Source organism: Streptomyces sp. NPDC051569 (assembly GCF_044454085.1).
GTDB lineage: Bacteria > Actinomycetota > Actinomycetes > Streptomycetales > Streptomycetaceae > Streptomyces.
On record NZ_JBITDJ010000002.1, the window covers coordinates 54,527 to 72,526 of the forward strand.

The 18,000-nt window shown below is 71.9% G+C and carries 13 protein-coding genes; 8 read left to right on the top strand and 5 right to left on the bottom strand.

Translation table 11 applies throughout. The features are described 5' to 3' along the window. Positions 1 to 278: 278 nt before the first annotated feature. A complete protein-coding gene (locus ACIBAE_RS03250; RefSeq protein ID WP_399282062.1) occupies positions 279 to 971 on the bottom strand; it encodes an MOSC domain-containing protein in 693 nt (230 codons plus the stop codon). A gap of 86 nt (positions 972 to 1,057) precedes the next feature. Here ACIBAE_RS03250 and ACIBAE_RS03255 point away from each other — a divergent pair, with 86 nt between their 5' ends. Next, positions 1,058 to 1,948 (top strand): LysR family transcriptional regulator, encoded by an 891-nt coding sequence (locus ACIBAE_RS03255; protein ID WP_399282063.1) that lies wholly within the window; start codon positions 1,058 to 1,060, stop codon positions 1,946 to 1,948. Positions 1,949 to 2,186: 238 nt separating this feature from the next. Here ACIBAE_RS03255 and ACIBAE_RS03260 read toward each other — a convergent pair whose 3' ends face one another. Further along, positions 2,187 to 2,528, bottom strand: a complete 342-nt coding sequence (locus ACIBAE_RS03260; RefSeq protein ID WP_399282064.1) for a WhiB family transcriptional regulator — start codon at positions 2,526 to 2,528, stop codon at positions 2,187 to 2,189. Positions 2,529 to 2,954: 426 nt separating this feature from the next. Here ACIBAE_RS03260 and ACIBAE_RS03265 point away from each other — a divergent pair, with 426 nt between their 5' ends. From ACIBAE_RS03265 to ACIBAE_RS03280, 4 genes are all read left to right on the top strand, one after another. Next, complete coding sequence (locus ACIBAE_RS03265) at positions 2,955 to 3,566, top strand: response regulator transcription factor (protein ID WP_003948568.1); 612 nt, start codon at positions 2,955 to 2,957, stop codon at positions 3,564 to 3,566. A 245-nt stretch (positions 3,567 to 3,811) separates the two neighbouring features. After that, a complete protein-coding gene (locus ACIBAE_RS03270) occupies positions 3,812 to 4,387 on the top strand; it encodes a sigma-70 family RNA polymerase sigma factor (RefSeq protein ID WP_399282065.1) in 576 nt (191 codons plus the stop codon). 131 nt (positions 4,388 to 4,518) lie between these two features. Further along, on the top strand, positions 4,519 to 6,021 hold the full coding sequence (guaB, locus tag ACIBAE_RS03275) for an IMP dehydrogenase (RefSeq protein ID WP_399282066.1): 1,503 nt from the start codon (positions 4,519 to 4,521) through the stop codon (positions 6,019 to 6,021). 124 nt (positions 6,022 to 6,145) lie between these two features. Next, positions 6,146 to 7,270: a GuaB3 family IMP dehydrogenase-related protein gene (locus tag ACIBAE_RS03280; RefSeq protein WP_399282067.1), complete on the top strand. Its 1,125-nt coding sequence runs from the start codon at positions 6,146 to 6,148 to the stop codon at positions 7,268 to 7,270. A gap of 94 nt (positions 7,271 to 7,364) precedes the next feature. Here ACIBAE_RS03280 and ACIBAE_RS03285 read toward each other — a convergent pair whose 3' ends face one another. Both ACIBAE_RS03285 and ACIBAE_RS03290 read right to left on the bottom strand, forming a co-directional pair. Further along, positions 7,365 to 7,889, bottom strand: a complete 525-nt coding sequence (locus ACIBAE_RS03285) for a hypothetical protein (protein ID WP_399282068.1) — start codon at positions 7,887 to 7,889, stop codon at positions 7,365 to 7,367. A gap of 92 nt (positions 7,890 to 7,981) precedes the next feature. Then, positions 7,982 to 9,244, bottom strand: coding sequence for a nucleotide sugar dehydrogenase (locus ACIBAE_RS03290; protein ID WP_399282069.1), 1,263 nt, complete (start codon positions 9,242 to 9,244; stop codon positions 7,982 to 7,984). 253 nt (positions 9,245 to 9,497) lie between these two features. Here ACIBAE_RS03290 and ACIBAE_RS03295 point away from each other — a divergent pair, with 253 nt between their 5' ends. Continuing rightward, positions 9,498 to 11,204, top strand: coding sequence for a glycerol-3-phosphate dehydrogenase/oxidase (locus ACIBAE_RS03295; protein WP_399282070.1), 1,707 nt, complete (start codon positions 9,498 to 9,500; stop codon positions 11,202 to 11,204). A gap of 121 nt (positions 11,205 to 11,325) precedes the next feature. Here ACIBAE_RS03295 and ACIBAE_RS03300 read toward each other — a convergent pair whose 3' ends face one another. Next, positions 11,326 to 12,594 carry a serine hydrolase gene (locus ACIBAE_RS03300; RefSeq protein WP_399282071.1) on the bottom strand — a complete coding sequence of 423 codons (1,269 nt, stop codon included), beginning with the start codon at positions 12,592 to 12,594 and terminating at the stop codon, positions 11,326 to 11,328. Between the two features lie 157 nt (positions 12,595 to 12,751). On the opposite strand from ACIBAE_RS03300, the gene ACIBAE_RS03305 reads away from it, so the two are divergent. Beyond that, complete coding sequence (locus ACIBAE_RS03305) at positions 12,752 to 14,689, top strand: serine/threonine-protein kinase (protein WP_399282072.1); 1,938 nt, start codon at positions 12,752 to 12,754, stop codon at positions 14,687 to 14,689. A gap of 211 nt (positions 14,690 to 14,900) precedes the next feature. Then, entirely contained in the window at positions 14,901 to 17,984 is a 3,084-nt protein-coding gene (locus ACIBAE_RS03310) for a protein kinase (RefSeq protein WP_399282073.1), read from the top strand. Positions 17,985 to 18,000: the final 16 nt, after the last annotated feature.

Below are 18,000 nucleotides of genomic sequence, written 5' to 3' on the forward strand. Positions count from 1 at the left end.
GCCGCACCCTGAGTCATCGGGGGCCACCCTCAGGTGCCCCCGACTCCACACCCGTCACTCTCGGGGATGTCCCCTAGGACCTTTCGTCTGGATCAGGCCGGAACGGTGAGCGGGGTCTGGTGCTGTGCATCGCGAGGCGGAGGAAGGAGTCCACGCGGAGCGTCGGCGACTGACGACAACGCGGCGAGGTGCGGTACCAGGGCACGCGAGCCCGGCATGATCCGGACGAGAGGTCCCCGGCGTGAAGTATTCCGCCACCAACGAGCCCCAGGTCGGGGCTACTTCACCGCCGGGGATCCGGTGTGCTCGTCGTGCCGGGCGACGTACTCCCGTGCCGTTCTCCGCTCCTCGGGATGGAGCGCCTCGCCCGCGGCGAGGATCCGGGGCAGCAGCTCCCGTTCCAGGGTGACGGCCCGGAAGGCCATGGCCACCGTCACCTCGTGATCGGGGCGGTGGACGATCTCGATCGCGTCGCCCGCACGGATCTCGCCGGGGGTGATGACCCGCAGATACGCGCCGGTGACGGCCTGCCGCGTGAAGCGCTTGACCCAGCCGTTCTCGCCGAGCCAGCTCTGGAACGTCCGGCACGGAATCCGCCCGCTCGTCGTCTCCAGCACCACGTCGGGGCCGATCCGCCAGCGCTCGCCGATCTTCGCGTGGGTGATGTCCAGGCCGGACGTGGTGAGGTTCTCGCCGAAGGCGCCGTTGGCCAGCGGCCGGCCGAGCTCCCGCTCCCAGAAGTCCAGGTCCTCGCGGGCGAACGCGTACACCGCCTGGTCCGTCCCGCCGTGATGGCGCAGATCGCAGACCGTGTCGCCGCCGACCCCGCTCGCGCCCTCGCCCTTGGCCCCGGGATCCGCCACCCGTACGGGACCGTCGGCCGGCCGCTTGTCGATCGCCGTGACGCCACCCGGGGCGTCGGTGTAGTCCACGGCCTTCGGCCGCCCCACATTCACGGTCAGAAGTCTCATGACGGCACGCTATCCGTATCCGTACGGTCCTCAAACCATCTATCCATTACTCCTCGGCATCCCCAAGAGTCACTTATGGTTGCGGGGTGATCGAAGCCCGTCATCTCCGAGTCCTGCGCGCTGTGGCCGCCACCGGTTCCTTCTCCGCCGCTGCCCGCGAGCTGGGTTGCACCCAACCGGCCGTCAGCCAGCAGATGAAGGCGCTCGAAGCGTCCGCCGGGACCCCGCTGATCGTCCGTACCGGCCGGGAGATGCGGCTGACCCAGGCCGGTGAGGTGCTCGTGCGGCACGCGGCGGGCATCCTCGCCGGGCTCACCGCGGCGGAGGAGGAGATCGCCGCCATCGCGGGGCTCCGGGCCGGTCGGGTCAGGCTGGTGTCGTTCCCGAGCGGCAGCTCCACCCTGGTCCCCACCGCGCTGGCCGCCCTGCGCGCCGCCCATCCGGGCACCCGTGTCTCGCTCGTCGAGGCCGAGCCGCCCCACTCCGCCGCGATGCTGCGGGACGGCGACTGCGATGTGGCGCTGGCATTCCGGTACGGCGGTTCCGCCTCGGAGTGGGACGACCTGGTCGTGCGCCCCCTGCTGGTGGACCGGCTCGTCGGCCTGGTGCCGGAGGGGCACCGGCTCGCGGACGCGGGGAAGGCCGCGATCGGCGATCTGGCCGACGAGCCGTGGATCGCGGGCTGTCCGCGCTGCCGCGGGCAACTGGTCGAGGTCTGTGAGGAGTCGGGCTTCACGCCCCGCATCGACTTCGCGACGGACGACTATCCGGCCGTCATGGGCCTGGTGGCGGCGGGGCTCGGGGTGGCGGTGCTGCCGGAGCTGGCTCTGGAGTCGGTACGTCCCAAGGGGGTGCGGACGCTCATGGTCGAGCCGTCGGTGCACCGGGAGATCGTCGCGCTGACCCTGCCGGATCTGGCGCAGGTGCCGGCCGTGGCGGCGACGCTCGACCAACTGGTCCTGGCCGCGGCCCGCTGACCCCGCGTCCGGCGCCGCGTCTCGACGCGGGTCCCTCGCACGACGTGCCCACGGTCTCCGTGCGGTCCGTCCACGGCCCACCCGTGACTGCTGCCGTCGGAACCGGCCGAGCGGGGCGCCGGAGCCCGCCGTCACGAGCCGGCCGTCAGCCGCCGTCAGGGCCCGCACGCTCACCGCCGGGCACGCGGGCATGCCGCTCCGACCTCGCGGCGAGGGTGCAGGAACGTTTCTTCGGTCGTCAGTCGCTCGTGTTGTCTTCCGGGCCGGCACCCGGGCCCGGCGCCGATGCCGTGATCAGGCGGGTGCGCGCGCGCCCCATCAGCTCCTCGCGTTCATCCTCGGTCAGCCCGCCCCATACGCCGTACGGCTCCCGTACCGCCAGCGCGTGCGCGGCGCACTCCGCGCGTACCGGGCACCGCATGCACACCTCTTTCGCCGAGTTCTCACGCGCGCTCCGTGCCGCGCCCCTTTCCCCCTCCGGATGGAAGAAGAGCGAACTGTCGACACCACGGCAAGCCGCGAGGAGCTGCCAGTCCCACAGGTCTGCGTTCGGTCCGGGAAGGCGGGAGAAATCTGCCATTGCTCATGTCCCCTTGTAACCGTGCTGAGGCGGATACGGGCCGCTTGGACGCCGGGTGGGAGCCCGACGCGCTGCCCGCGCCGGTGCTCACGACGGTACATCTACTATGTAAGTAGATGTAAATATGACTCATTGCAAATCTAGTCACAGACACCAGCAATAGTGAAGAAAAGCCGCTAAATGGGGCATAGCTCTGAGTGAAGGCCGCACGGTCCCCGACGCACTTCTCTGTATGCGGACCCTCACAGGGAGTGTCGAACCCGACCGTCCGACCCGTAACTCTTTCGAGTGACCGTCGTTGAATGTGCGAGGCGGTTGAGAGAACGAGCGATCGGGCAGATGTCCGGCGAGCGTCAATCGCACAGGTGACGATATGTACCCAGCCTGGAGGCCCAAGGTGACGCGCATCAGCTGCGGAGGACGGTCATGACATCCGTCCTCGTCTGCGACGACTCCCCGCTTGCCCGAGAGGCGCTCCGCCGCGCGGTCGCGACCGTGCCAGGTGTCGAGCGCGTCACGACCGCGGCCAACGGCGAGGAAGTCCTCCGCCGCTGGGGAGCCGATCGGTCCGACCTGATTCTGATGGACGTGCGCATGCCGGGCCTGGGCGGTGTCGAGACGGTGCGCAGGCTGCTCTCCGCCGACCCCGGCGCCCGGATCATCATGCTCACGGTCGCCGAGGACCTGGACGGGGTCGCGCTCGCGGTCGCCGCCGGAGCCCGCGGCTATCTGCACAAGGACGCCTCGCGCGCCGAGCTGCGCGCGACCGTCACCCAGGCGCTCGCCGATCCGACCTGGCGGCTCGCCCCGCGCCGGCTCCGTTCGGCCGAGATGGGCGCCGCGCCGACGCTCACCGCCCGGGAGATCCAGGTGCTCGAAGGGATGAGCCACGGCCGCTCCAACGCCGAGATCGGCCGGGAGCTCTTCCTCTCCGAGGACACGGTCAAGACGCACGCCCGCCGCCTCTTCAAGAAGCTCGGCGCCTCGGACCGCGCGCACGCCGTCGCGCTCGGTTTCCGCTGGGGCCTGGTCCGCTGACACCAGTGGCCCGTGCCCCCCGTCCGCCCCTCGGGCCGCGGGGGGCACGGGCCAACGTACGCCCGTACGCAACCGTTTCCCGCGCTATGCCGCATCCTTGACATGTGGAGTTCCTCGGGGACGAGTCGGACGAGCGCGAGGGGAGAGCGCAGGGGATGAGTTCTGCCGCACCCGCTCATAACGCTTCGGTGCACAACTACGGACGCGGTGCCGCCAATCAGCAGCCGCCAAGGCACCATGGACCGATGCGGGATGACGAGAGCACGGCGATCAGTGCACTCGTTCACCGTGCCGTCGATGGTGACGAACAGGCCACGCACGATCTCCTGGCCCATGTTCACCCGCTCGCGCTGCGCTACTGCCGTACGCGGCTGAACCGCCTGCCGGGTGATGCGCGACACTTCGTGGAGGACCTCGCTCAGGAGGTCTGCGTCGCTGTCCTGATGGCCCTGCCGCGCTACCGCGACACGGGCCGTCCCTTCGAGGCGTTCGTCTTCGCCATCGCCGGCCACAAGGTCGCCGATCTCCAGCGGGCCGCCATGCGGCACCCGGGATCGACAGCCGTGCCGTCCGACGAGATGCCCGAGCGGCCGGACGACTCGCTGGGCCCCGAGGAGCGGGCGCTGCTGAGCAGCGACGCCGCGTGGGCCAAGAAGCTGCTCGCCAATCTCCCGGAGAACCAGCGCGAGCTGCTGGTCCTGCGGGTCGCGGTCGGGCTGACCGCGGAGGAGACGGGCCAGATGCTGGGCATGTCCCCGGGCGCGGTACGGGTCGCCCAGCACCGGGCCCTCAGCAGACTGCGCGCGCTCGCCGAACAGTGATCGTGCCGGCGGTGATCGCGCCCGGTGTGATCCTGCCGACGCCGAGCGGGGCCGCCGGCGTGGAATGAGCGGCCCGTGGAGCCCGTTAGCATGGACATCCGCACCGATCAAGGCCATTTGGGGAAGGTGTCATGACTGCAAACGTCGACGGAGTGCCTGAGAAGTTCGCGACACTCGGGCTGACATACGACGACGTGCTGCTGCTGCCGGGCGCCTCGGAAGTCCTGCCGAACCAGGTGGACACCGCATCCCTGGTCTCGCGGAACGTCAAGGTGAACATCCCGCTGCTCTCCGCCGCGATGGACAAGGTCACCGAGTCGCGGATGGCGATCGCCATGGCACGGCAGGGCGGTGTCGGTGTCCTGCACCGCAACCTCTCCATCGCCGACCAGGCCAACCAGGTCGACCTGGTGAAGCGCTCCGAGTCCGGCATGGTCACCGACCCGATCACGGTCCTCCCGGACGCGACGCTCGCCGAGGCCGACCAGCTCTGCGCCAAGTTCCGGATCAGCGGCGTCCCGGTCACCGACCGCGCGGGCAAGCTGCTCGGCATCGTCACCAACCGCGACATGGCCTTCGAGGCGGACCGTACGCGCCAGGTGCGCGAGGTCATGACCCCGATGCCGCTCGTCACCGGCAAGGTCGGCATCTCCGGCGTGGACGCCATGGAGCTGCTGCGCCGCCACAAGATCGAGAAGCTGCCGCTGGTCGACGACGGGGGCATCCTCAAGGGCCTCATCACGGTCAAGGACTTCGTCAAGGCCGAGAAGTACCCGAACGCGGCCAAGGACGCGGAGGGCCGACTGCTCGTCGGCGCCGCGGTGGGTGCCAGCCCGGAGGCGCTGGAGCGCGCCCAGGCGCTGGTCGCCGCCGGTGTCGACTTCCTGGTCGTGGACACCTCGCACGGCCACAACAGCAACGCGCTCAGCTGGATGTCGAAGATCAAGTCGAGCGTCGGCATCGACATCATCGGCGGTAACGTCGCCACTCGCGACGGTGCCAAGGCGCTGATCGACGCGGGCGTGGACGGCGTGAAGGTCGGCGTCGGACCCGGCTCGATCTGTACCACCCGCGTGGTCGCCGGTATCGGCGTCCCGCAGGTCACGGCGATCTACGAGGCCGCGGTGGTCTGCATGGCCGCGGGCATCCCGGTCATCGGCGACGGTGGCCTGCAGTACTCGGGCGACATCGGCAAGGCCCTCGCGGCCGGCGCCAGCACGGTGATGCTCGGCAGCCTGCTCGCGGGCTGCGAGGAGTCCCCGGGCGAGCTGCAGTTCATCAACGGCAAGCAGTTCAAGTCGTACCGAGGCATGGGGTCGCTGGGCGCCATGCAGTCCCGGGGCCAGGGACGCTCGTACTCGAAGGACCGCTACTTCCAGGGCGAGGTGTCCGCGGACGACAAGCTGGTCCCCGAGGGCATCGAGGGCCAGGTGCCCTACCGCGGCCCGCTGGCCGCCGTGCTGCACCAGCTGGTCGGCGGACTGCGCCAGACCATGGGATACGTGGGCGCGGCCTCCATCGACGAGATGGAGACCAAGGGCCGCTTCGTCCGGATCACCGCGGCGGGCCTCAAGGAGAGCCACCCGCACGACATCCAGATGACCGTCGAGGCACCGAACTACAACAAGCACTGAGCGTAAGCATCGGTAAGGGGCGGCCGGGACACCCGGCCGCCCCTTACCGATGCGCGGGGGGCACCGGCGGGTACACGTCTCGGGGATACTGGGACGGCAGACGTAGAGGGAAAGGCCACACATCGTGACTGAGATCGAGATCGGGCGCGGCAAGCGCGGCCGCAGGGCGTACGCGTTCGACGACATCGCCGTCGTGCCGAGCCGGCGCACCCGGGACCCGAAGGAGGTCTCGATCGCCTGGCAGATCGACGCCTACCGGTTCGAGCTGCCCTTCCTGGCCGCTCCCATGGACTCCATCGTCTCCCCGCAGACCGCGATCCGCATCGGTGAGATGGGCGGCCTGGGGGTGCTCAACCTGGAAGGGCTGTGGACCCGGTACGAGGACCCGCAGCCGCTGCTCGACGAGATCGCCGGCCTGGACGAGGCGACCGCCAACCGCAGGCTCCAGGAGATCTACGCCGAGCCGATCAAGGAGGAGCTGATCGGCCGGCGCATCAAGGAGGTGCGGGACTCGGGCGTCGTCACGGCGGCCGCGCTCTCGCCGCAGCGCACGGCGCAGTTCTCCAAGGCCGTGGTGGACGCCGGGGTCGACATCTTCGTCATCCGCGGTACGACGGTCTCCGCCGAGCACGTCTCCGGCGCGGCCGAGCCGCTGAACCTGAAGCAGTTCATCTACGAGCTGGATGTGCCGGTCATCGTCGGCGGCTGCGCCACGTACACCGCCGCCCTGCACCTGATGCGTACGGGTGCGGCGGGCGTGCTCGTCGGCTTCGGCGGCGGCGCCGCGCACACCACCCGCAACGTGCTGGGCATCCAGGTCCCGATGGCGACCGCCGTCGCGGACGTGGCCGCCGCGCGCCGCGACTACATGGACGAGTCCGGTGGCCGGTACGTGCACGTCATCGCGGACGGCGGGGTCGGCTGGTCCGGCGACCTGCCCAAGGCGATCGCGTGCGGCGCGGACTCGGTGATGATCGGTTCCCCGCTGGCGCGGGCGACGGACGCGCCGGGCAAGGGCCACCACTGGGGCATGGAGGCGGTCCACGAGGACGTGCCGCGCGGCAAGCTGGTGGACCTCGGCATCGTCGGGACGACGGAGGAGGTCCTCACCGGCCCCTCGCACAGCCCGGACGGATCGATGAACTTCTTCGGCGCGCTGAAGCGGGCCATGGCGACGACGGGCTACAGCGAACTCAAGGAGTTCCAGCGCGTCGAGGTGACGGTGGCGGACTCGCAGCACCGCCGCTGACCCCGCGACCGGGGATGTGACGTCACGGCGAGGTGCCCGGACCGACTCCCGGTCCGGGCACCTTCGTGTGTGCGGCGTCGGTGTGCGGCCGTCCTTACTGGGCGGCCTTCTTGGCGCCGGAGTAGGCCGCGAAGGCGGCGAGCGCGAAGAAGAGGAAGCTCATGGCGTTCGCGCCTTCGCTCCAGCCCGCGGTGAGCACGTCGAAGTGGTCGAAGACGACCTCGGTCGTCGACACGTCCAGCTCCTTCGCGATGAGGAGCGCGATGCCGAACAGCTGCCCCGCGTAGACGGCGCCCAGCGAGAGGACCGCGCTGACCACGGGCAGGACCGGGTTGGACCCGCCGACCTTGCCGGCCGCGAAACCGGTGAGGAAGCCGACACCGACGGCCGCCCAGCCGATCTGGCGCTCGCTGGCGCCGATGATCCCGCCGTAGACCGCCGCGGCGACCACGGCGGCGACCAGGGCCGCGACCAGTCCGAGCCCGAGGTTCGCGGTTGCGGGCGCCGGGGGCGGGGCGAACGGGGCGGGCGGAACGGCGCCTTCGGCGAACGGGTTGCCGGAAGACGGTGCGGTGCCCTCGGCGAACGGGTTGCCGGGCGGCGGAACGGGCTGACTCATACGGAATCCCCCCCAGGGAAAGTGGCGTGCGCATGACTTGTGCACGACGATGCTGGACATTAGCAGTCCGCTCCGACAGCCGATGTGTCAATTCACAGCCGGTACGCCGTGCCCGCCGGGCTCGCCCCCCTCGTGTCCAGCAGCAACTGCGCCTTGACCGCGAGCCCTTGCAGGTCGTAGGTGCGGTGGTGCTGGAGCAGAACCGTCAGATCGGCGTTGGCGGCCGCCTCGTAGAGCGAGTCCGCGCGCGGTACGGGCAGGTCGCGAACGCGCCAGTCGGGGACGTACGGGTCGTGGTAGCTGACGGTCGCGCCCAGGTCCATCAGCCGGCAGGCGATCTCGGTGGCCGGTGAACTCTCCTGGTCGGCGAGGTCCGGCTTGTAGGTGACGCCGAGCAGCAGCACCCGGGCGCCCCGCGCGGACTTGCCGTGCTCGTTGAGGAGGGTGGCGCTGCGCTGGATGACGTACTGCGGCATCCGGGTGTTGATCTCCTGGGCGAGTCCCACCATCCGCAGCGGATGGCCCGGGGTGCGGCCCGCGTGCGGGAGGTAGCTGGGGTCCATCGGCACGCCGTGGCCGCCGACGCCCGGCCCCGGCCGGAAGGCCTGGAAGCCGAAGGGCTTGGTCTCGGCGCAGCGGATCACGTCCCAGAGATCGACGCCGAGGTCGTGGCAGAGCACGGCCATCTCGTTGACCAGGGCGATGTTCACGTGCCGGAAGTTGGTTTCGAGGAGCTTGACCGTCTCCGCCTCGCGCGGTCCGCGCGCGCGGACGACCTTGTCGGTGAGGCGGCCGTAGAAGGCGGCGGCCGATTCGGTGCAGGCCGGGGTCAGGCCGCCGATCACCTTGGGGGTGTTGGCGATGCCGTGCGTGCGGTTGCCGGGGTCGTGCCGGCCGGGGGAGTACGCGAGGTGGAAGTCGCGGCCGGCCTGGAGGCCCGATCCCTCCTCCAGGATGGTGCGGAGGTACCCCTCCGTGGTGCCGGGCGCCACCGGGGATTCCAGCAGCACGGTGGTGTGCGGGCGCAGCCGCGCGGCCAGCGCGCGGGCCGCGTCGCCGATCGCGGTCAGATCCGGGGTGCGGTCGGCGCCGAGCGGGGTGGGCACGCAGATGACCGCCGTGCGGACCCGGCCCAGCTCGGTCGGGTTGGTGGTGGGCCGGAAACCCCCGGAGAGCATCCGGCGGACGTCGGAGGCGGTGAGCGGGCCGTCGACCGGGGTGTGGCCCGCCGCCAGCGCGGCGACGGGCCGTGGGTCGGTGTCGAAGCCGATGGTGTCGATCCCGGCGGCCACGGCGGCCTGGGCGAGGGGCAGGCCGAGGTGGCCGAGTCCGATGACGGCGAGATCTGCGGGCATGGTGGCGGTGGCCGCCCTTCCCTTAACCGGAGTGGACAGTGAGCGCAACCCGGGTGGACAGAATGGGGAAGCGCAATGTCAGACTAGGCGTAAATATGACCGTTATGCGGTATTGCGCGGCCGGGAGGAGCCTGTTTATCGGGGGAGCGGGCCGATCGTCGCGCAGCGTTATCCACAGGCGGTGGCTGAAGTCGTGGAGTGCGGACAGAATCGATCTGTAGCCCGACCACACGGGGGACGACGGGAGGCAGCAGTGAAGACAGCGACACTGGGACCCGCGGAGCGCGCACAGGCGCTGGCGGCGATGGCCGAGCGTGAACTGGACGTGCTGGTCGTGGGCGCGGGCGTGGTCGGGGCGGGGACCGCACTCGACGCCGTGACCCGAGGTCTGTCCACCGGACTGGTGGAGGCGCGCGACTGGGCGGCCGGCACCTCCAGCCGGTCGAGCAAGCTGATCCACGGCGGCCTGCGCTATCTGGAGATGCTCGACTTCGCGCTCGTACGGGAAGCGCTCAAGGAGCGAGGACTGCTGCTGGAGAAGCTGGCGCCCCATCTGGTGAAGCCGGTGGCGTTCCTGTATCCGTTGCAGCACAAGGGCTGGGAGCGGCTCTACGCCGGCTCGGGCGTGGCGATGTACGACGCGATGTCCGTGTCGTCCGGACACGGACGCGGACTGCCCCTCCACCGCCATCTCTCGCGGCGGCACGCCCTGCGGGTGGCGCCCTGCCTGAAGAAGGACGCGCTGGTCGGGGCGTTGCAGTACTACGACGCGCAGATGGACGACGCGCGCTATGTCGCGACCCTCGTCCGGACGGCCGCGACCTACGGCGCGCACGTCGCGGGTGGCGCGCGGGTCATCGGCTTCCTGCGGGAGGGGGAGCGGGTCGTCGGCGCGCGCGTGCAGGACGTGGAGGCCGGCGGGGAGTACGAGATCCGGGCCAAGCAGATCGTCAACGCCACCGGGGTGTGGACGGACGACACGCAGGGCCTGATCGCCGAGCGCGGCCAGTTCCACGTCCGGGCCTCCAAGGGCGTCCATCTGGTCGTACCCAAGGACCGGATCCACTCCACGACCGGGCTGATCCTGCGCACCGAGAAGTCGGTGCTCTTCGTGATCCCCTGGGGGCGGCACTGGATCGTCGGCACCACCGACACGGACTGGAACCTCGACAAGGCCCATCCGGCCGCGTCCAGCGCCGACATCGACTACGTGCTGCAGCACGTGAATTCCGTCCTGTCCGTGCCGCTGACGCGGGACGACGTGCAAGGGGTGTACGCGGGGCTGCGCCCGCTGCTCGCCGGGGAGTCGGACGCGACGAGCAAGCTGTCGCGCGAACACACGGTCGCCCACCCGGTGCCCGGCATGGTGGTCGTCGCCGGAGGCAAGTACACGACGTACCGGGTGATGGCCAAGGACGCGGTGGACGAGGCCGTGCACGGTCTCGACCAGCGGGTGGCGGCCTGCGTCACGGAGGATGTGCCGCTGCTGGGGGCCGAGGGTTACCACGCCCTGTGGAACGCGCGGGCCAGGATGGCGGCGCGCACCGGCATACACGTGGTCCGGGTGGAGCATCTGCTCAACCGCTACGGCACGCTCGTCGAGGAGCTGCTGGAGCTGATCGAAGCCGATCCCTCACTGGGCGAGCCACTGGGCGGCGCGGAGGATTATCTGCGCGCCGAGGTCGTCTACGCGGCCTCGCACGAAGGGGCCCGCCACCTTGAGGACGTGCTGACACGGCGGACCCGGATCTCGATCGAGACCTTCGACCGGGGGACGCGTAGCGCCCGGGAGTGCGCGGAGCTGATGGCGCCGGTGCTCGGCTGGGACCTGGACCAGATCAACCGCGAGGTCGAGCACTACGAGAAGCGGGTGGAGGCGGAGCGGGAGTCGCAGCGGCAGCCGGACGACCGGACGGCGGACGCGGCGCGGCTGGGCGCGCCGGACATCGTGGCCTTCTGAGTGGTGCGGTGCGGGCGGGCGGCTCCGGGGGCCGTCCGTCTCCGCCCCGGGCGCGCACGTCGCTTCGCCCGGGGCGGCGGCATCTGTAAGGCGGCGGCATCTGTCACGGCGACGGCATCTGTCACGAAGGGCAGAACTCGGCATCCAGGAGGGCTGGTTCGAGCGTGTCCAGGGAGTCGCCCGCGAGGGTGTCCGTGTTGACGCGGAAGGTGAGGGTGTGGCGGCCGTCGGCGGTCGCGGCGGTCCGGACGTAACTGCCCGGGATCCGGCCGTTGTGCCCCCAGACGGTGGTGCCGCAGGAGAGCCGCCGGGGGTAGACGCCCATGCCGTAGACACCGTGGGAGGCCGTGGTGTCCAGCAGCTCGCGCAGTTGGGCCGGGGGGAGGAGCTCGCCGCGCAGCAGGGCCGTGCAGAAGCGGTCGAGATCGTCGAGAGTGGTGATCAGCTCGCCGGCCGCGCCCGCCTCGCGCGGGTCGAGTTCGGTGACGTCGTACAGAGCGCCGGGGCGCGGGCCGCTCCCGTCGGGGCCGCCGGTGACCGACGTGCGGCTGTAGGCGTGGCCGTGCGGGGTGGGCAGCGTGGTGCGCGCACCGGGGAAGGACGTGCCGCCGAGACCGAGGGGGACGATGATGCGGCGCTGGGCCTCGGAGGCGTACGACTCTCCGGTGACCGCCTCGACGACCAGGCCGAGCAGGATGTAGTCGGTGTTGGAGTACGCGTAGGTGCCGGTGGGGCCGGGGGCGTGGGTCAGCGCCCGGCGGACGGCGGCCCGGGCGGTGGCCGGGGAGGGGACGGAGTCGTCGGCCATGTAGTCGTGGAGGCCGCTGGTGTGGGTGAGCAGAGAGCGCAGGGTGAGGCGGCGGCCGTCGTTCCCGTGACCGCGTACCAGCCCGGGCAGATGACGGTCCACGGTGTCGGACAGCGTCAACTCGCCCTCGGCGGCGAGCTGGAGGACGACCGTCGCCACCAGGGTCTTCGTGATGCTGCCCGCACGGAAGCGGTCGTCCCGGCGGATTCCGGAGCCGGCGGTCTCGAACCGGGACGCGGCGGAGGAGGTACGGGAGAGCAGGGCCGCGCCCGGCGCGTGGCCCTCGGAGACCAGCCGGCCGAGGACGCGGGAGGTGGCCGCCCACGGGGGTGTGCCCGGCGCGGTGTCGGCGGGCGCCCCGACCGGCGACCCGCTCGGCGCCGTGTCCGGCGCCGTGTGCGACGCGGTGGCCGGTGCCGCTTTCGTCGGTACGTCCGGCGGCGGGTGCCCCGGCGTGTCCGGGCGCGTCGTACCGGCCGTCAGGAGACCCGCTGTCAGAACACCTGTCGCTAATACGCTTGTCCCAAGTCCGAACAGGGCCATGGCCAGCGGGGTGCGCGACCGCGCCCGGGGTAGTGGCATGGTGGGGGTCCCTTCCTCCGGACCCATCCTGGCGGACGCCGGACCCGGGAGCAGCGGTGGTCCCGGAGTGAGGAACAATGAAGGCTCTGCCAGGGCGCGTTACGGCACCGCGCGGGCGGCAGTCGCGGGCCAGGATCAGGGATCGCAGAGGGGACGCATGTCGGAGTCGGAGCAGTCGCGGGACACGGCGCAGAAGCCCCAGCAGGACACGGAGAAGACGGAGAAGGGCGCCGACGGCACCCCCGAAGGGCGTTTGCTCGCGGGCAGGTACCGGCTCGGCGGGGTGCTCGGGCGCGGCGGCATGGGCACGGTCTGGCGGGCGCTCGACGAGACGCTCGGCCGCACCGTCGCGGTGAAGGAGCTCCGCTTCCCCTCCAGCATCGACGAGGACGAGAAGCGCCGGCTCATCACGCGCACCCTGCGGGAGGCCAAGGCGATCGCCCGGATCCGTAACAACGGCGCGGTGACGGTCTTCGACGTCGTGGACGAGGACGACCGGCCATGGATCGTCATGGAGCTGGTCGAGGGGAAGTCGCTCGCCGAGGCCATCCGCGAGGACGGCACCCTCACCCCCAAGCGCGCCGCCGAGGTCGGACTGGTGATCCTCGATGTGCTGCGCTCCGCGCACCGCGAGGGCATCCTGCACCGCGATGTGAAGCCGTCCAACGTCCTGATCGCCGAGGACGGCCGCGTCGTCCTCACCGACTTCGGCATCGCCCAGGTCGAGGGCGACCCGTCGGTCACCTCCACCGGCATGCTCGTCGGCGCCCCCTCGTACATCTCGCCCGAGCGCGCCCGGGGCCACAAGCCGGGACCCGCCGCCGACCTCTGGTCGCTCGGCGGCCTGCTGTACGCCTCGGTGGAAGGCAGCCCGCCCTACGACAAGGGCTCCGCCATCGCCACGCTGACCGCCGTCATGACCGAGCCGGTCGATCCGCCCAAGAACGCCGGTCCGCTGGAAGAGGTCATCTACGGGCTGCTCGTGAAGGACCCCGCGCAGCGGCTCGACGACGCGGGCGCGCGGGTGCTGCTCGAAGCGATCATCGAGGCCCCCGGCAAGCCGGAGCCCGAACCGGAACCGGCACCCGACGCCACCCGGGTCGTCCCGCTGCCGCCACTGCCCGAGGACATCTCCGCGAAGACGGCGGCGAAGGCCGCCGGCGACCCGAAGGCCGACCGGGTGCGGGGCGCGCTGCGCTCCGTGCGGAACGCATCCGTCGCCGGATCCGGGACGGGCACCGAGCCGGGCTCCGTGGAACCGTCCCGGCCGGTCCCGCCCCGGGCCTCGCTCACCGACGTGGTGCCCCGGCGCACGCTGGTGATCATCGCGGTGATCGCGGCGCTGGCCCTGATCTCCACGGTCCTGGTCGTCGCCCTGACCGGGGACGGGAAGTCCGGCGGGTCGGCCAAGGACGGCGCGGGCAAGGGCGGCACGGCCGCCTCGGCCGGCGCCGCTCCCACGAGCGGTGGGAAGGGGAGCACCGGGGGGAAGAGCCCGGATCCGGCCAAGAGCACGGGCGACCAGGGCGAGGAGGGCGGCGCCGCCACGGGAGGGCAGTCGTCCGGCGATTCCGGTTCCGGCGGTTCCGACGCGTCCGACACCTCGGACGACTCCGTGGGCCAGGGCGGCGACGCGCTGCCCGCCGGGTTCGCCACGGTCAGCGACGATCAGTTCCACTTCACGATGGCGATGCCCAAGGGATTCCACAAGACCGGCATAGCGGGCAGCAGCTCGGGCGGCAAATTCAGCCTCTCCGGCGGATATCCGCGCATCCAGGTGGACTTCAACAGCCACCCGACCGACGACGCCGCCGCCGCGTGGCGGTCGCTGGAGCCGGCGGTCCGGGGCAGCAGCAGCGGCTATCGGCGCATCAGCATCGAGGAGACCGAGTTCAACGGTTATCCGACGGTCGCGGACTGGACGTTCGAGCGCAACGAGGGCGGCGGGCGGAACAGGGTCCTGGACCGGGGCTTCAAGATCGACAGCAAGCGCGGTTACTCGATCATGATCAGCTGCAAGGCGAGCGAGTGGGACGGGACGGAGTGCAAGACGCTGCGTGAGACCGCGTTCGCGACGTTCAAGCCGACGGCCTGAGCGGAGCGGCGCGTTCCGCGCGTGACGGTTCGGTGCGCCGGAGGCGAACGTTCCCCGCCGGGTTCCCCAGACCCTGCGGCATGTTTGCCCGCGGCCACGTATCGTGAGAAGTCGCGAACCGTACGCAGCCACAATGAGCCGGTAAACGACCGGAATTGGCGGTTTGGCGAGTCTCCGGTACCGGGAGATGGCACGTTGGTGGGGAGGCGTTGTGGACGACTACGCGGGACGGGTGCTGGCCGACCGCTATCGCCTTCCTCTGCCACCCTCCGATGAGTACGAACTCGCCGAGACCAGAGCGTTCGACACCTACAGCGGACAGGAAGTTCTCGTCCGCCAGGTGCCGTTGCCGGAGGTCGTCGACGCGGAGGTCGTCGACGCGGAGGGCACCGCCGCGCCGCGCCGGGCGCCCGGGCGGACGCAGCGCAGGGCGACGGATCCGGCGGTGCGACGGGCCATCGAGGCCGCGCAGAGCGCCGCTCGTATCCCCGACCATCCGCGCCTCGACCAGGTCTTCGACGTGTTCGCGGAGGCCGGCTCGCTGTGGATAGTCAGCGAACTGGTCGCGGCGAGACCGCTCGCCGCACTGCTCGCCGAGAAGCCGCTCAACCCGTTCCGGGCCGCCGAGATCGCCTCCGACGTGCTCACCGCGGTGCGGGTGCTGCACGGGCACGGCTGGACCCACCGGAACATCACCGTCCGCACGGTGCTCGTCTGCGACGACGGGCGGGTCGTGCTCACCGGGCTCGCGGCGGGCGCGGCGGAGGAAGCGCTGTGCGGGTACGCGCCGGTGCCGGAGCCGTACGCGCCGGAGCTGCCGGCGGCACCGGGTGTGCCGGTGGGGGGTCCCGGACAGCGGGAAGGACAGGAGCGGCAGGAGTACCTCGGCCCGCCGGAGCGCCCTCAGCAGTCGGAGCAGCTGCCGCCGCCCGAGGCGGGGCCCGCTCTGCCGTACGACCCGGGGCCGACTGCCGGGGTGCCCGGTGCGCCGGGCCGCGCCGCGCTCGGCCCGTACGACACCTCCTCGTCCGGTACGTCCGGTGCGATGCCCCGGACGAACCAGGGTCCGCCCGGGATCCCCGCGCCGTACGGCGGCCGGCCCGGGCTGCCCGGCGCCAGCGCCTCCGGTGACATTCGCGCCGCGCGCGCGGGCGCCATCGCCGCGTACCGCGCGGGAGCGCGCGCCGCAGCGCGCGCCAGCGAGGACGAGCGCTCCGGTGGGAGCGCGCTGCCCCCGCTGCCCGAGCCCGGCACCGGCGAGGCCCCGCCGGAGACAGCGGCCGGGACCGGGCAGCCGACCGCGCCCGGCGCGGCCGGTCCCGCGCAGGGCGGCGGCTCCGACCCGGACTGGTGGGCCCAGCCGCCGCACACCTTCGAGGGGGCCGACCCGGACTCGGACGAGGACGACGACCCGCCCGCGCCCTACCGCGCCCAGCTGGCCGGCACCTGGCGTGACGGCCCGGCGCCCTGGAACGACGCGTCGGGCTCGGTCCCGGCGGGTGGCGGTAGCGGTGGCAGCGGCGGTGACGGTGGCAGCGGCGGCAGTCCGTACGGCCCCGACTCGGACGGCCCGTTCGGCGCCGGCCCGGCCCGTGGCGACAGGCCGGCGCTGCCGCCCGCCGGAGCCGGTGGGTCCGGCCCGTCCGGCGGCTCCGGGACCGGTGCGGCCATGGCGCGCGGCGGGGACGCCCCGTATGCGGGCCCCGGCAGTGGCAGCGGTGGTGGTTCGGGCAGCTGGCAGGCTTCCGGAGGCCGGGACGCGCTGCGCGCCGACGCCCAGCGGCACGCCGCGCGACTGCCCGCCGTGGTGGCGCAGGGCGCCGGGCGGTGGGACGAGGTCGTGGCGAGTGGTTCCGTACCCGCGTACCGAGGTCCCGCCACCCCTCTCGCCGCCGAGCGCGCCCGGCAGGCGCGTATCGCGGTCGTCGGGGCGGTCACCGAGCGGTGGGCACCCGAGCAGGCCGGCCCCGTACACGACAACTGGCAGCTGGCACCGCCCATCGGCCCCTCCACCGACCTCTGGGCGCTCGGCGCGCTGCTGTACCGCGCGGTGCAGGGTCATGCCCCGTATCCGGAGGAGAGCGCCGCCGAGCTGGTGCAGCTCGTCTGCGCGGAGCCGCCCGCCTTCGCCGAGGAGTGCGGGCCGCTGCGTCCCGTCGTCGAGTCGCTGCTGCGTCAGGACCCCACCGAACGGCCCGACTTCGAGGAGCTGCGCGGCTGGCTGCGTTCGCTCGTACGGTCGGCGCCCGAGCCGGAGGCGGGGACGGACGTCGTACCGCTGCCGGCCGTCGACGCGACGCGGCTGCCGATCAAGCGCCGCCGCGGCGAGCTGGTACGCCGGCGCCGCGGCCGTAACCGGGACCTGGGGCGGCACCGTCACAAGAAGGGCAAGGAGCGCGCGGAGAGGGACGACGGCCGGGTCGGCTTCATCGAGCAGCAGTACGAGCAGCAGCGGTTCGACCAGCAGCAGTACGGTCAGCGGCAGTACGAGCAGCCCCAGCAGCACCAGTACCCGTCGCAACACCCGTACCAGCGCGAGGCCGAGGAGCCGGGGTACGAGCGGTACGAGCGCCCCGGACAGGGTGGTGGGCGCCGTGGCCGCTCCCTCGGTCGTACCCTGCTGATCCTGATTCTGCTGCTGCTCGTGGCGGGCGTCGTGTACGCCGTGATGTTCATGCCCAAGTCCGGTACGGACGAGCGGGGACAGAGTGTCGGCGAGGCGGGTCCCAGCACGTCCGCCGCGCCACAGTCGCCCGCCCCGCAGAAGTCCGGTACGTCCGCGCCCCAGACGTCCGTGCCCGGGACCTCGACGCCCGGGACCTCCGGTCCCGCCGTGGATCTCGCCCCGGGCTACGCGTTGCGCAAGGACCCCGAGGGCTTCCAGATCGGTGTCGACAAGGGCTGGCAGCGGCGGCCCATCAACGACAGCGGACAGGTCCGCTATGTCGGAGGCGACTTCACGCTGATCGTCGTCCCCGGCCGGGACGCCGTGGCGCAGAACGGCGACGACCCCGTCGCCTATCAGCGTGACAAGGAACGGGAGCTCCAGCCCTTCCGGGATTCCTCCTGGTCCAGCGCCTCCGGGGTACGCCGGATCGACGTGGGCCGACAGGCCATGGCGGAGGGCCAGTTCACCTGGCAGGACAGCAGCGGGCGGGAGGTCTTCGTACGCAACCTCGCCATGATCATCGATGGTCGTTACCACGTCATCCAGGTGATCGGTCCTGACAGTCAGCGGGACAAGGTCAGCGAGATATACCAGCAGGCGACCCAGGCCTACCGCGTCACCGGCTGAGGCACGCGGCACGGCG